We start from the raw sequence: 13,421 nt of genomic DNA, 5'->3' as shown, positions 1-13,421 counted from the left end.
TGGCCTAACAATTTGACTTTATTGCGATAAAGTCGCTTCGTTTTTCGTCTGCAAATCTTTTGATCGCCGACCCCACCCCTGAAATCCTGCTGAGTAAGCCTTGGTGTGCCATCGCACACCGTGCGCAGGACAAGCAGGGAGGGTCAGCTTTGAGTGACATTGAAACCTTTTATGACGTGATGCGGCGGCAGGGGATCACCCGGCGCAGCTTCATGAAATATTGCTCGCTGACGGCGGCGGCGCTGGGCCTGTCGCCCGCCTTCGTGCCGAAGATCGCCCATGCGATGGAAACGAAACCCCGCACACCAGTGATCTGGGTTCACGGGCTGGAATGCACTTGCTGTTCGGAGAGCTTCATCCGCTCCGCGCATCCGCTGGCCAAGGATGTGGTGCTGTCGATGATCTCTCTCGATTATGACGACACGCTGATGGCGGCGGCGGGCCATGCCGCCGAAGCGGCCTTTGAAGAGACCATCCAGAAGTACAAGGGCAATTACATCCTCGCGGTGGAGGGCAACCCGCCGCTCAATGAGGACGGCATGTTCTGCATCACCGGCGGCAAGCCCTTTGTCGAAAAGCTGCGCCATGCGGCGAAGGACGCCAAGGCGATCATCAGCTGGGGCGCCTGCGCGTCATATGGTTGCGTGCAGGCGGCCAAGCCGAACCCGACGCAGGCGACGCCGGTGCATAAGGTCATCACCGACAAGCCGATCATCAAGGTGCCGGGCTGCCCGCCCATCGCCGAGGTCATGACCGGGGTGATCACCTATATGCTGACCTTTGACCGCCTGCCCGAGCTGGACCGTCAGGGCCGCCCGGCGATGTTCTACTCCCAGCGCATCCATGACAAATGTTACCGCCGTCCGCATTTCGACGCCGGGCAGTTCGTCGAGGCCTGGGACGACGAGAACGCGCGCAAGGGCTATTGCCTTTACAAGATGGGCTGCAAGGGGCCGACCACCTACAACGCCTGCTCCACGATCCGCTGGAACGAAGGCACCTCCTTCCCGATCCAATCCGGGCACGGCTGTATCGGGTGTTCCGAGGACGGCTTCTGGGATCAGGGCAGCTTCTATGACCGCGTGACCGATCTCACACAATTTGGCGTCGAGGCCAATGCGGACAAGGTCGGCATGGCCGCTGCCGGCGTCGTGGGGGCAGGCGTCGCCCTGCACGCCGCCGTCAGCGCGCTCAAGGCCGCTCAGAAGAAAACCCAATCGAGCAAAGAGGAGGCCTGATAGATGGTCATTCAAACCCCGAACGGTTTCGACCTCGACAATTCCGGCCGCCGGATTGTCGTCGACCCGGTGACCCGCATCGAAGGCCACATGCGCTGTGAAGTGAACGTGGATGACGAGGGCTTCATCCGCAACGCGGTGTCCACCGGGACCATGTGGCGCGGCCTCGAGGTCATCCTCAAGGGCCGCGATCCGCGCGACGCCTGGGCCTTCACCGAGCGCATCTGCGGCGTCTGCACCGGCACCCACGCGCTGACCTCGGTGCGGGCGGTGGAGGATGCGCTGGGCATCACCATCCCGGACAATGCGAACTCCATCCGCAACATCATGCAGCTGAACCTCGAAATTCACGACCACGTCGTGCATTTCTATCACCTGCACGCGCTGGATTGGGTGAACCCGGTCAATGCCTTGAGGGCTGATCCTAAAGCAACGTCTGAATTGCAGCAGGCGGTTTCGCCCTCGCACCCGCTGTCCTCGCCGGGCTATTTCCGCGACGTGCAGAACCGTCTGAAGAAGTTCGTGGAATCGGGACAGCTGGGCCTGTTCAAGAACGGCTACTGGGACAACCCGGCCTATCTTCTGCCGCCGGAAGCGGACCTGATGGCGACGACGCATTACCTTGAGGCGCTCGACCTCCAGAAGGAAATCGTCAAGGTCCACACCATCTTCGGCGGCAAGAACCCGCACCCGAACTGGCTTGTGGGCGGCGTGCCGTGCCCGATCAACGTCCATGGCACCGGTGCCGTCGGCGCGATCAACATGGAGCGTCTGAACATGGTCTCGTCGATCATCGACAAATGCCATGAGTTCAACACCAACGTGTACCTGCCGGACGTGAAGGCCATCGGCGGCTTTTACAAGAACTGGCTCTACGGCGGGGGTCTGTCCTCGAAGGCTTGCCTCGCCTATGGCGACATCCCGGAAAACCCGAACGATTTCAGCCCGGAGCAGCTTCACCTGCCGCGCGGTGCGATCATCAACGGGGACCTGTCTCAGGTCCACGACGTCGACGTGCGCGATCCGGAGCAGGTTCAGGAATTCGTCGATCACTCCTGGTACGAGTACGGCGAAGCCGGCAAGGGTCTGCATCCCTGGGATGGGGAAACCAACCCGCGCTACGAACTTGGACCGAACGCCAAAGGCACCCGCACCAACATCGAGGAGCTGGACGAGGCCGCGAAATATTCGTGGATCAAGGCGCCGCGCTGGAAGGGCCACGCCATGGAGGTCGGCCCGCTTGCCCGCTATGTCGTGGGCTATGCCAAAGGGCACGAGGACATCAAGGATCAGGTCGACCGGCTGCTCTCCGACATGAACCTGCCGCTCGAGGCGGTGTTCTCGACGCTGGGCCGCACCGCCGCCCGCGCGCTCGAATCCGAGTACTGTGGCCGCTTGCAGAAGCACTTCTTCGACAAGCTCGTGCAGAACATCAAGAACGGCGATGAAAGCACGGCAAACATTGAAAAATGGGACCCGTCAACCTGGCCGAAGGAAGCCAAGGGCGTCGGCATGACCGAAGCGCCGCGCGGGGCTCTGGGCCACTGGATCAGGATCAAGGATGGCCGGATCGAGAACTACCAATGCGTCGTTCCGACGACCTGGAACGGCTCGCCCCGCGACACGGCGGGCAACATCGGGGCCTTCGAGGCCAGCCTGATGAACACCAAGATGGAGCGGCCCGACGAGCCGGTCGAAATCCTGCGCACCCTGCACAGCTTCGACCCCTGCCTCGCCTGTTCGACCCACGTCATGTCCGAGGATGGCGAGGAACTCACCACCGTCAAGGTCCGCTGAAGAGACGCGGGAGGAGAAAGATCATGAAGAAACTTGCAATTCTGAGCACCATTCTCGCCACACCGCTCATGGCCCACCCGGGTCATGACGCGGCGCTGACGGGGGCGGCGCATTACGCCTTCTCGCCCATCCACGGTCTGGGCGTCCTTGTCCTGGCCGGCGCAGTCGCCCTTGTCCTGCGCCGGGGAGACCGGAGGAAGGACGATGCATGACGGCAGCAAGACCGCGACCATCCATCAGCCCACGGGGGTAGAACCGCTTCCGACGGCGCGGCTGACCGGCGATGCCACCGCGCAGGACATCGAAAGCATCCGCAAGCGCACGTCGGTCTATGTCTACGAGGTGCCCGTGCGCCTCTGGCACTGGACCAATGCCCTGGCGATCATGGTGCTGTGTCTGACAGGATGGTTCATCGGCAATCCGTTCCCCTCGATGCAGATCGCGGAGCCGGTGCACCAGTTCGTCTTCGGCTATACCCGCTTTGCGCATTTCGCCGCCGGATGGATCCTGACCATCGGGTTCGCCGCGCGCATCTACTGGGCGTTCTTCGGCAACCACCATTCGCGGCAGCTCTTCTATCTGCCGATCTTCAACAGGCATTGGTGGTCGGAGCTGTTCTTCGAGATCCGCTGGTATCTGTTTCTTGAAAGCGAGCCGAAGAAGTACGTCGGTCACAATCCGCTGGCGCAGCTTGCCATGTTCATGTTCATGACGGTCGGTCTGACCTTCATGATCTTCACGGGCCTCGCGCTCTATTCCGAAGGGCTGGGCGCGGACAGCACGCTGCACCACCTCTTCGGCTGGGTGCTGACCCTCTTCGGCAACAGCCAGATCGTCCATTCGGTGCATCACCTTGGCATGTGGTTCATCGTGGTCTTCATGATCATCCACATCTATGTGGCCATCCGGGAGGATATCATGAGCCGTCAATCCATTGTTTCCACGATGATTTCCGGCCACCGGACGTTCAAGGACGACCGCGCCGACTGACACGGCAAGGCGCAAATGCGGGCAGGAAAGGGCGGGGTCATTCCTGCCCTTTGTCATTTTGATTTCCGATATCTCTATTAAGTGGATACCTGCTTTCCATTGATCGAAGTTTGTTTGGACGAAAAACGTACGAATTATGAATGTAAATCAAATGTTTAACTGTATGCGTCGGTATTCCGGGATTTTTGTGCAGGTGGAATGAGGAAAGTTTATTGTCACTCTCAAGGCGTTTGGGAAGCAAACCCACCATCTTCGCAAGGGAGGGCGATCATGGCAGGCAAGGCTCTGATCCTCGGGATCGGAAATGTCCTCTGGGCAGACGAAGGCTTCGGCGTGCGCTGTATCGAGCGCCTCGCGGAGCGGTATTCTTTCGATGACACAGTCACGTTGCTGGACGGCGGCACGCAGGGTCTCTACCTGCTGCCCTTCCTCGAAGAGGCGGACGTGCTGCTGGTCTTTGACGCGGTGGATTACGGCCTCGAGCCGGGCACCATGAAGATCGTCGAAAATGACGAGGTGCCGCGCTTCATGGGTGCAAAGAAGATGAGCCTGCACCAGACCGGCTTTCAGGACGTGATCGCCACGGCGCAGCTCATGGGCTACTGCCCGGAGACGCTCATCCTCATCGGCTGTCAGCCGGAAGAGCTGGAAGATTACGGCGGCGGGCTGCGGGACGTGGTTGCGGCACAGGTCGATCCGGCCATCGAGATCGCGCTCGACAAACTCGCCGCCCTCGGCATCCACGCCCGCGACGGGCAGGGCGACACCGCACTGCTTGCCGACAAATCCATCCTGCGCGGCGCCTATGAGGCGGGCCGCCCATCGGAAGACGAGGCCTGCCGCACCGGCGATGCGCGCTTCTTCCCGGCGGCGGACTGAGCCCATGTGTCTGGGCGTTCCGATGATGATCAAATCCTGCGACGGCATCGCGGGCGAGGCGGTCGAGGGCGACATCACCTATGTGATCGACCTCAGCCTCACCGGCCCGCTGGAGCCGGGGACATGGGTTCTGAGCTTTCTCGGCGCGGCGCGCGAGGTGATCGGGGCCGATGAGGCGCAGAAGATCACCAAGGCCCTCGGCGGGCTGAGAAACCTGATGGAAGGTCGAGCCCTGGGCGACGCCTTCGCGGATCTTGAAGAGACCGGCCCGCGGCTGCCGCCGCATCTGCAAGAGGCCTTGGCAAAAGGGGAGACCACCGCATGAGCCACCCGTTGATCGACAGGTTGACCACCGAAATCGGCTGGCCGAAACTGGACACGCAGGAGGCGCTGGACGCCTTCCTGGCCGCGCCCGGCGTTCATGCGCTTTTCGTGCCGGGCGATCCTTCCCGCAACCTGGAAAGCGCCGACGTCGCCATCATCCTGCCGGAGCTGAAGCAGGCTTTCCAGGGCCGCTTCGACTGTGCTGTGGTGGGCGACGCCATCGAAACGGCGCTGCGCGAAGAGACGAAGGTTCTGAAAACCCCGAGCCTGATCTTCTACCGCGAGGGCAGGTTCCTTGCCGGTATCCCGAAGGTCCGCGACTGGGACGATTACATGAGCCGCATCGCGCAGATCCTCGCGCTGCCGGTTGCCGCCTGAAAGGAATAGATCCATGGCCGATTTCATCTTCCCGCCGATGGGCTATGGCCCCGGCTCCCAGCCCGCCCCGGACGGCGAGCTCGAATACATGACCATGCCGCAGGACATGCGGACCTTCTCGCTGCATATTCCCGAGGTGGAGGCCGACCCGGCGCTTGAACCGGCGCTTGCGCTGCTGGACCGGATCGCGCGGGCCTGTGCCGAGGCCGCAAATGGCGCGCCGAATGCCCGCTTCGACCTTGCCGGTCTGGACCGGGGAAACCGTGCGCTGATGGCGGAGACTCTGGGGCAGGGCGAGGTTTCGATGCGCATCCACGGCATTCCCGCCATTGCGGCGCAGGAGAGCGTCTTTGCCGGGGTCTGGGTGCTCAAGGGCGCGGGGCTCGATGTGGTCGAGGTCGGCAAGGTGCCGACCGCCTCGCTCACCCGCGCTTTCGAGCCGCGCCGCCGGGGTCTGGGAGTCGAAGCCCCGCGTCAGCCGGGGGTGCTCAATGCGCCGCCGCTGATGGTCGAACTGGGCGACAAGTCCGCTGCCTACGTCGAAGGGCAGGAGCCGCATGTGGTCAACCTGACGCTGCTGCCGCACACGGAGCAGGATCTGGCGTGGATGGATCAGGCCCTGGGACAGGGCAGCACCGAAATCCTCTCGCGCGGCTACGGCAACTGCCGCATCAGCGCCACCGCGCTGGCCCATGTCTGGCGGGTACAGTTCTTCAACTCGATGGACACGCTCATTCTCGATACCTTCGAGGTGACGGGGATGCCCGAGGTGGCGCTTGCCGCTGACGAAGACCTGAGCGACAGCGCCGAGCGCATCCTCGAAGTGCTGGAGGCGATCCGATGAGCGGCTTCGAGGGCTCCTACATGGGCAATGCGGGCAAGATCAGCCCGAAGGCCATCATGGAGTGCAAGATCTGCTGGACGGTCTACGATCCCGCCATCGGCGACGACACCCGCTCCGTCCTGCCCGGCACGCCCTTCACCCAATTGCCGGACGACTGGTCCTGCCCGAATTGCGACGCGCCCGCCGAGCAGTTCCTCGTGCAGAGCGATCCCGGCTCGGATGCGCTGCTCGAGGCGGCGATCCTGAACCGGCGCACGGCGGCGCTCGTCACCGACTTCACCGAAGTCTGGCATGCGAAGATGCGCGACGTGCCGATCGTCAACAAGGTCCTGCATGTGCAGGCCGTGGGCTTCCGGATGCACGAGGGGCGGCCGCTTGGCGTGTTGATCTCGCCATGGTTCATGAATCTCGTGATGCTGCATGGCGAGGAGGAGGATTGGTCCGGGCTGCAGGCCGGGGAGAAGGAGAACATCGCTTTCCCGTCCGGGGTCTACGAGTTCATCCACAACACCCGCGAACAGACCGGCGGCTACAAGGCCTGCTCGCTCTTCTCGCCTATGGGTGAGTTCAAGACACAGGCGCAGGCGGTCGACGTGGCGAAGGCGGTAATGGTCGCGCTTTTCGACGAGGAAAACGTCGCGGAGACGGACCGCGCGGCGGAGATCCGGTCGATGCGCGAGGAAGAGGTTGCGGCGAAGGCGGCGGCGGAGCTTGAAGAAGAGACTGTGCCCGAGCTGGTCGCCGCCCCGACCCGCCGTCAGGTTCTGACCGCCGGTCTTGCGGCGGAGGCCGAGTGATGCTCGCCGCGCCTCTCTCCGTCAAGGCTGCCACGCCGCTCCCGATTGCGGAGCTGGTGCGCGGCAAGCCGGTGGAGGAGGTCGCGGCGCTGCTGCCGCGCGTCTTCAACCTGTGCCGCGAGGCGCAGGGGGTGGCGGTGCGACTGGCGCTCGGGCTGGACGTCGATGCAGGCGGCCTTGGCAAGGAAATCGTCCGCGATCACCTGCTCCGTCTCGGGCTGATCCTGCCAAAGATGGCGGGGCTGCCGACGCTGCCGGTGGCGCGCGGCCCGGAGACACTCTGGGGTGAAGGCTGTCCGCAGACGGTTCCGGCGCTCAAACACCTGATGCGCAGCGGCGAGGGTCTCGGGCCGCTGTTGCAGACGGTGAAGGAGACCTTCCTCCCCGGTGAAGCCTGTGCCAGCCTTGCGCCCGTGACGGAATGGACCGCGCTGGAAACGCGGCCGCTGGAGAATTCCGTGGCGCAGCGGCGGTCGGGGCATCCGCTGATGCTGGCGCTGGAAAGCGCCTTGGGCCGCGGTCCGCTTTGGCGGCTGGTCGGGCGGATGCTCGATCTCGACGCCTGCCTGAAGGGACACCTGCCGAAAGCCCGCAGGCTTGGCGTGGATGCGGCCATGGTGCCGGCGGCGCGGGGCAGCTATGCGATCCGGCTGATCTGCGAGGGCGGCCATGTGCAGGCTTTGACGCGGGTGACGCCAACCGATCACCTGCTTGCGCGAGGCGGCGTGATGGATCAGTGTCTTGGCTCTCTGAGGCCGGAAAATCAGGGACTTGCGCCGCTCGTGGTCGAGATCCTCGACCCCTGCACGCCGGTGGAACTCGAGGGAGGGAGCCTTCATGCATGAAATGTCGCTCTGCGAGGGCATCCGCACGGTGATCGAGGATCAGGCCCGCCTGAACGCCTTTGACAAGGTCAAGCGGGTGCGGCTGGAAATCGGGCGTTTCGCCGGGGTGGAGAAGCCCGCGCTGGAATTCGCCTTCGACGTGGTGATGCGCGGCAGCCCGGCGGAGGGCGCGGCGCTGGAGATGATCGACCTGCCGGGAAAGGCGATGTGCTACGACTGCATGCACGAGGTCGTCATCGAGAACCGGCTAGACCCCTGCCCGGACTGCGGCGGCGGCAAGCTCATGCCCGTGGCGGGCGACGAAATGCGGATCAAGGATTTGGAGGTGCTCTGATGTGCACGGTTTGCGGATGCGGAACGGCTTCGGTCGAAGGCAAGGGCCATGGCCACCACCATCATCACCATCATCACGGTGAGGGCCATCACCACCATCACCATGACGGCGATCACCACCACCACGACCACGGTCATTCCCATGAGCATGACCACGACCACCACCACCACCACCATGGCGACATCCATTTCGGCACTGGCCCCGCAGGGGTCGAAGTTCCCGGCATGTCGCAGGCGCGGCTGATCGAGATCGAGACGGACATCCTGTCGAAGAACGACCGCTACGCCGCGACCAACCGCGCGGTGCTGGCCGCGCTCGAATGCTTCGCGGTGAACCTCGTCTCCTCCCCCGGCTCGGGCAAGACGACGCTGCTCTGCAAGACCATCGAGATGCTTCAAGGCATCCCGCTTGCGGTGATCGAGGGCGATCAGCAGACGGCAAATGACGCCGACCGCATCCGCGCCACCGGCGCTCCGGCGGTGCAGGTCAACACCGGCAAGGGCTGCCATCTCGACGGCCATATGGTCGGCCATGCCATGGAGCACCTGAGCCTCGAGAAGCACTCTCTCCTGTTCATCGAGAACGTCGGGAACCTCGTCTGCCCCGCCAGCTTCGATCTTGGCGAAGCTTGCAAGGTGGCGATCCTCTCCGTCACCGAAGGCGAGGACAAGCCGCTCAAATACCCGGATATGTTCACCGCCGCGCGGATTGCGCTGCTGAACAAGACGGACCTCGCACCGCATTGCGACGTGGACCTCGACCTCTACGAGGAGAACCTGCGCCGGGTGAACCCAGGCATCGAGATACTGCGCGTCTCCGCCCGCACCGGCGAAGGCATGGACAATTGGCTCACTTGGCTGAAGACCGGCCTCGCGCAGGCCCGCAAGGTCAAGGCGGCGGAGTGATGGCCGAAACCCTGCCCACCATCCTCCTCGTCGACGACGAGGCGCATTCGCTCTCCGCGATGCGCATGGCGCTGGAGGATGACTTCGACATCCTCACGGCGAGCGGCGCCGAAGAGGCGGCGGCGCTGATGGAGGAGCATTTCGTCCAGGTGATCTTCTGCGACCAGCGGATGCCGGGGCGCAGCGGGGTCGAGTTCCTGTGCGAGGTGCGCGACCGCTGGCCGGACACCGTGCGCATCATCATCACCGGCTACACGGAAACGAGTGACATGATCGCGGCGATCAATGACGCCGGGATCTACCAGTTCCTGACCAAGCCCTGGCATCCGGACCAGCTTCTGATGGTGGCGAAGAACGCCGCCGACCTCTTCACGCTGAGCCGCGAGCATGACCGCATGTCGCTGGAAATGCGCTATCTATCGCGCTCGGTGGAAAGCAAGATCGAGGCACAGCGGAAGGTGCTGCGCGAGGGGCTGGGCTTCGAGAAGGTGCTGCGCGCGCCCAACTCGCCCTTGAACGCCGTGATCGAGCAGGCCCGGCAATTCGCCAGCTTCGACGTGCCGGTGCTGATTTCGGGCGAGGCCGGGACCGGCAAGTCCGCCATCGCCCGCGCGATGCATTACTCCTCCCTGCGCTCGGACAAGCCGTATTTCGAGCTGAACTGCACCAGCACGGACGACGACCTTCTGGAGATCGAGCTGTTCGGGGCGAAGCGCGGCGCGCTGCAGGGGGTGCAGACCAACAAGGTGGGGCTTTTGCAGAAGGCGGACCGCGGCACGCTCTACGTCGGTGCGATCAGCGATCTCAGCCCGCGGCTGCAACTGGCGCTCATGCGCTTTGCCACCACCGGCAGCTTCCGCCCGCTCGGCGCGCATGAGGCGCAACGGAGCGACGTGCGGCTGATCACCGGTTCGAACGTCGATCTGCGCGAGGCGGTGACGGCGGGGCGCTTCCGCGCCGACCTCTACTATGCCATCGGCCAGATCACGCTGGGCGTTCCGCCCCTGCGCGAGCGGCTCGGCGATCTGCCGCTCCTGGCGCAGAGCCTGCTCTTCGATGCGGCGAGCGCCCATGGCAAGCCGGTGCAGGGGCTGTCGGACGATGCGCTGGAATTCCTCGAAACCTACGACTGGCCGGGCAACCTGCGCGAGCTGGGCAACGAGATGGTGCGGATGCTGATCTTTTCTCAGGACCCCATCCTCGGCCCCGAACTCATCAGCCGCCACATCCTTCAGGCCAGCCCGAACCCCGACGGCCCCGCACCGGCGGTGGACGCGGTGCTGACCGGTTCCGGCTCGCTCAAGGACCGGGTCGAACATATCGAGATGCGCATCCTGCGCGAGACGCTGACGCGGCTGAAATGGAACAAGAGCCGCGCGGCGGCGGAGCTCGGTCTTTCCCGCGTGGGGCTTCGGGCCAAGATCGACCGCTACGGCATTGCAGAGCCCGGGCGCAGCGCCCGGCCGGTGGAGGAGGACTAGTCTATGTGTCTGGGAATTCCGGGACAGATCGTCGCCGTGACGGACGCCGCGCGCCTGATGTGCCGCGCCGACGTGTCGGGCGTGAAGCGCGACGTGAACGTCGCCTGCATCGCGGACGGGCCTCTCGAGGGGCTGATCGGCAAATGGGCGCTGATCCACGTCGGCTTTGCCATGTCGGTGATCGACGAGGCGGAGGCGGCGGAGACGCTGGAGGCGCTGCGCGGACTTGGCGAGGCGCAGGAGACGCTGGAAGCCATGGCGGCAGGGGAAGCGGCGTTGGAGGGCACCCAATGAAATACGCAGAGGAGTTCCGCGATCCGAAAGCGGCGAAGGGCCTGCTGGCAGAGATCGCGAAGGTCGCGGACCGGATCGGCGCGACGGCGCATGAGCCGGTGCGCATCATGGAGATCTGCGGCGGGCATACGCATGCGATCTTCCGCTACGGCCTCGACAAGCTGACCCATCCGGGTCTCGAATTCATCCACGGCCCGGGCTGCCCGGTCTGCGTGCTGCCGATGAGCCGGGTCGACGAATGCGTCGAACTGGCGGAGCAGCCCGGCGTGATCTTCTGCACCTTCGGCGACGCGATGCGGGTGCCGGGCACGAAGAAGTCGCTGATGAAGGCCAAGGCCGACGGCTGTGACATCCGCATGGTCTACTCGCCGCTCGACGCGCTGGAAATCGCCCGGCGCAACCCGGAGCGGCAGGTGGTCTTCTTCGGGCTCGGCTTCGAGACCACGACCCCCTCGACGGCGCTCTCGATTCAGCAGGCGGCGCGGGAAGAACTGGCGAATTTCACCGTCTTCTGCAACCACATCACCGTGCCGCCGCCGATCAAGGCGCTGCTCGACGATCCGCACATGCTGCTCGACGGGTTTGTCGGGCCGGGGCATGTGAGCATGGTGATCGGGGTGCATCCCTATGATTTCATAGCGCGTGATTACGGCAAGCCGATCGTCGTGGCGGGGTTCGAGCCGCTGGACCTGCTGCAATCGGTGCTGATGGTGCTGCGGCAGATCGAGGAGGGTCGCGCCGAGGTCGAGAACCAGTACGCGCGGGTGGTGCCGGAGCATGGCAACCCGGTGTCCTTGGCGGCGATTGCCGATGTCTACGAGGCGCGGCCTTCGTTCGAATGGCGGGGCCTGGGCGAGATCGACGCGTCCGGGCTGCGCATCCGCGCGAAATATGCTGCCTTCGACGCCGAGGAGAAATTCGGCATCGGCTACGCGGCGGGGCCGCGGAATGTGGAAGAGCCGGAAGGCTGCGCCTGCGGGGCGGTGATGACGGGCCGGATGAAGCCCACGGGCTGCCCGCATTTCGGCAAGGGCTGCACGCCGGAGATGCCGCTGGGGGCTTTGATGGTCAGCAGCGAAGGGGCTTGTGCCGCCTACTACCAGTATGGCGGGGCGCGGCACGCCGCGGAATGAGGGGTTTCGACCCGGCTGCGCCGGGGCGACTCGCCCGCGCCTGCGGCGCGGGCCACGGGGCTCCGCCCCGGACCCCGAGGTATTTTGGGACCAAAGAAGGACAGGCGGTGTCCTGCGGTGACGCAGGATGGCGGCCCGGGAAATGGAAGCACGATGGCGCTCAGAGATGACAGGGTGACGCTCGCCCATGGTGGCGGGGGCAGCGCGATGCGGGATCTGATCGAGGAGGTCTTTACGTCCGTCTTTCAACCCGACGCGATGGAGGACCAGGCGCGGCTGATGGACGAGGCCTTGCGCGAGCCGGGGGCGCGGCTGGCGTTCACCACCGACAGTTTCGTGGTCGATCCGGTAGAGTTTCCCGGTGGCGATATCGGCAAGATCGCCGTCTGCGGCACGGTGAATGATCTGGCGGTCGGCGGGGCGCGGCCACTTTGGCTGTCGGCGGCGTTCATCATCGAGGAGGGCTGTGAGATCGCGCTTTTGCGGCGCATCGTGGAGTCGATGCGGGAGGAAGCTTCGAGGGCCGGGGTGCGGATCGTGACCGGCGATACCAAGGTTGTCGGACGTGGCTCTGCCGACACGGTTTTCGTGACCACGGCGGGGGTTGGCGTGATCCCGGCGGGGCGCGATCTGCGGGCGGCTGCGGTTGCTGAGGGCGACGTCGTGCTGGTGAACGGCGTGCTGGGAGATCACGGTGCGGCGATCCTCGCGGCGCGGGGGGAGATGGCATTGACCGCTGACATTCCTTCGGACTGTCAGGGGCTTGGCCACCTGATGGAGGCCGTTCTGGCGGCGGCACCCGGCACCCGCGCGGCGCGGGATGCGACGCGGGGCGGGGTGGCCTCCGTGCTGAACGAGGTGGCGGAGGCGGCGGGCTGTGCGATCGAAATCGACGAACTTGCGCTGCCGATGCGGGCCGAGGTCAAGGGGCTGTGCGAGATCCTCGGCCTTGATCCTCTCTATCTCGCGAATGAAGGCACGCTGGTGCTGTTCGTGCCGGAGGCAGATGCGGAGGCGGCGCTGGCTGCGATGCGGGCGATGCCGGAGGGCGCGGGGGCTGTTGCCATCGGCCGGGTGCTGGACGGGGAGGCGGGCCGGGTGACCATGCGGACCGCCTTTGGCGGGGCGCGGATCGTCGACATGCTGGTGGGCGACCAGTTGCCCCGGATCTGCTGAAGGCGA

16 protein-coding genes are annotated in these 13,421 nt (G+C 64.8%); all 16 read left to right on the top strand.

The annotated features are described in order from the left end of the window. The first annotated feature begins 149 nt into the window (after window positions 1–149). The 16 genes from ACP159_RS19175 (at window position 150) to hypE (ending at window position 13,415) form a co-directional block, all read left to right on the top strand. Entirely contained in the window at window positions 150–1,238 is a 1,089-nt protein-coding gene (locus ACP159_RS19175; RefSeq protein WP_425101327.1) for a hydrogenase small subunit, read from the top strand. 3 nt (window positions 1,239–1,241) lie between these two features. Then, entirely contained in the window at window positions 1,242–3,035 is a 1,794-nt protein-coding gene (locus ACP159_RS19170; protein WP_425101326.1) for a nickel-dependent hydrogenase large subunit, read from the top strand. 23 nt (window positions 3,036–3,058) lie between these two features. Next, on the top strand, window positions 3,059–3,247 hold the full coding sequence (locus ACP159_RS19165; RefSeq protein WP_425101325.1) for a hypothetical protein: 189 nt from the start codon (window positions 3,059–3,061) through the stop codon (window positions 3,245–3,247). Beyond that, on the top strand, window positions 3,240–4,025 hold the full coding sequence (cybH, locus tag ACP159_RS19160) for a Ni/Fe-hydrogenase, b-type cytochrome subunit (RefSeq protein WP_425101324.1): 786 nt from the start codon (window positions 3,240–3,242) through the stop codon (window positions 4,023–4,025). The genes ACP159_RS19165 and cybH overlap by 8 nt, the downstream gene beginning before the upstream one ends. Before the next feature lie 270 nt (window positions 4,026–4,295). Continuing rightward, window positions 4,296–4,904 (top strand): HyaD/HybD family hydrogenase maturation endopeptidase, encoded by a 609-nt coding sequence (locus ACP159_RS19155; protein ID WP_425101323.1) that lies wholly within the window; start codon window positions 4,296–4,298, stop codon window positions 4,902–4,904. After that, a complete protein-coding gene (locus tag ACP159_RS19150) occupies window positions 4,876–5,229 on the top strand; it encodes a HypC/HybG/HupF family hydrogenase formation chaperone (RefSeq protein ID WP_425101322.1) in 354 nt (117 codons plus the stop codon). Before ACP159_RS19155 ends, ACP159_RS19150 begins: the two co-directional genes overlap by 29 nt. Further along, the gene (locus ACP159_RS19145) at window positions 5,226–5,606 is read left to right on the top strand and encodes a hydrogenase accessory protein (protein ID WP_425101321.1); all 381 of its coding nucleotides are present in this window, start codon (window positions 5,226–5,228) and stop codon (window positions 5,604–5,606) included. Before ACP159_RS19150 ends, ACP159_RS19145 begins: the two co-directional genes overlap by 4 nt. A 13-nt stretch (window positions 5,607–5,619) precedes the next feature. Then, entirely contained in the window at window positions 5,620–6,450 is an 831-nt protein-coding gene (locus ACP159_RS19140; protein ID WP_425101320.1) for a hydrogenase expression/formation protein, read from the top strand. Further along, window positions 6,447–7,247, top strand: coding sequence for a [NiFe]-hydrogenase assembly chaperone HybE (gene hybE, locus ACP159_RS19135; RefSeq protein WP_425101319.1), 801 nt, complete (start codon window positions 6,447–6,449; stop codon window positions 7,245–7,247). Before ACP159_RS19140 ends, hybE begins: the two co-directional genes overlap by 4 nt. Beyond that, the gene (locus ACP159_RS19130) at window positions 7,247–8,092 is read left to right on the top strand and encodes a hypothetical protein (protein WP_425101318.1); all 846 of its coding nucleotides are present in this window, start codon (window positions 7,247–7,249) and stop codon (window positions 8,090–8,092) included. Before hybE ends, ACP159_RS19130 begins: the two co-directional genes overlap by 1 nt. Beyond that, on the top strand, window positions 8,085–8,426 hold the full coding sequence (gene hypA, locus ACP159_RS19125) for a hydrogenase maturation nickel metallochaperone HypA (protein WP_425101317.1): 342 nt from the start codon (window positions 8,085–8,087) through the stop codon (window positions 8,424–8,426). The genes ACP159_RS19130 and hypA overlap by 8 nt, the downstream gene beginning before the upstream one ends. Further along, entirely contained in the window at window positions 8,426–9,331 is a 906-nt protein-coding gene (hypB, locus tag ACP159_RS19120; RefSeq protein ID WP_425101316.1) for a hydrogenase nickel incorporation protein HypB, read from the top strand. The genes hypA and hypB overlap by 1 nt, the downstream gene beginning before the upstream one ends. Next, window positions 9,331–10,812: a sigma-54-dependent transcriptional regulator gene (locus tag ACP159_RS19115; RefSeq protein WP_425101315.1), complete on the top strand. Its 1,482-nt coding sequence runs from the start codon at window positions 9,331–9,333 to the stop codon at window positions 10,810–10,812. Before hypB ends, ACP159_RS19115 begins: the two co-directional genes overlap by 1 nt. Before the next feature lie 3 nt (window positions 10,813–10,815). Further along, entirely contained in the window at window positions 10,816–11,106 is a 291-nt protein-coding gene (hypC, locus tag ACP159_RS19110) for a HypC/HybG/HupF family hydrogenase formation chaperone (protein WP_425101314.1), read from the top strand. Next, window positions 11,103–12,239 (top strand): hydrogenase formation protein HypD, encoded by a 1,137-nt coding sequence (gene hypD / locus ACP159_RS19105; RefSeq protein WP_425101313.1) that lies wholly within the window; start codon window positions 11,103–11,105, stop codon window positions 12,237–12,239. Before hypC ends, hypD begins: the two co-directional genes overlap by 4 nt. Before the next feature lie 153 nt (window positions 12,240–12,392). Then, window positions 12,393–13,415, top strand: a complete 1,023-nt coding sequence (hypE, locus tag ACP159_RS19100) for a hydrogenase expression/formation protein HypE (RefSeq protein WP_425101312.1) — start codon at window positions 12,393–12,395, stop codon at window positions 13,413–13,415. Window positions 13,416–13,421: the final 6 nt, after the last annotated feature.

Origin of the sequence: Tropicibacter sp. S64 (genome assembly GCF_049803835.1) — a bacterium.
Lineage (GTDB): Bacteria > Pseudomonadota > Alphaproteobacteria > Rhodobacterales > Rhodobacteraceae > Pacificoceanicola.
The sequence above is the reverse complement of the archived record's forward strand: the minus strand, read 5'-3'. Positions and strand labels throughout refer to the sequence as shown.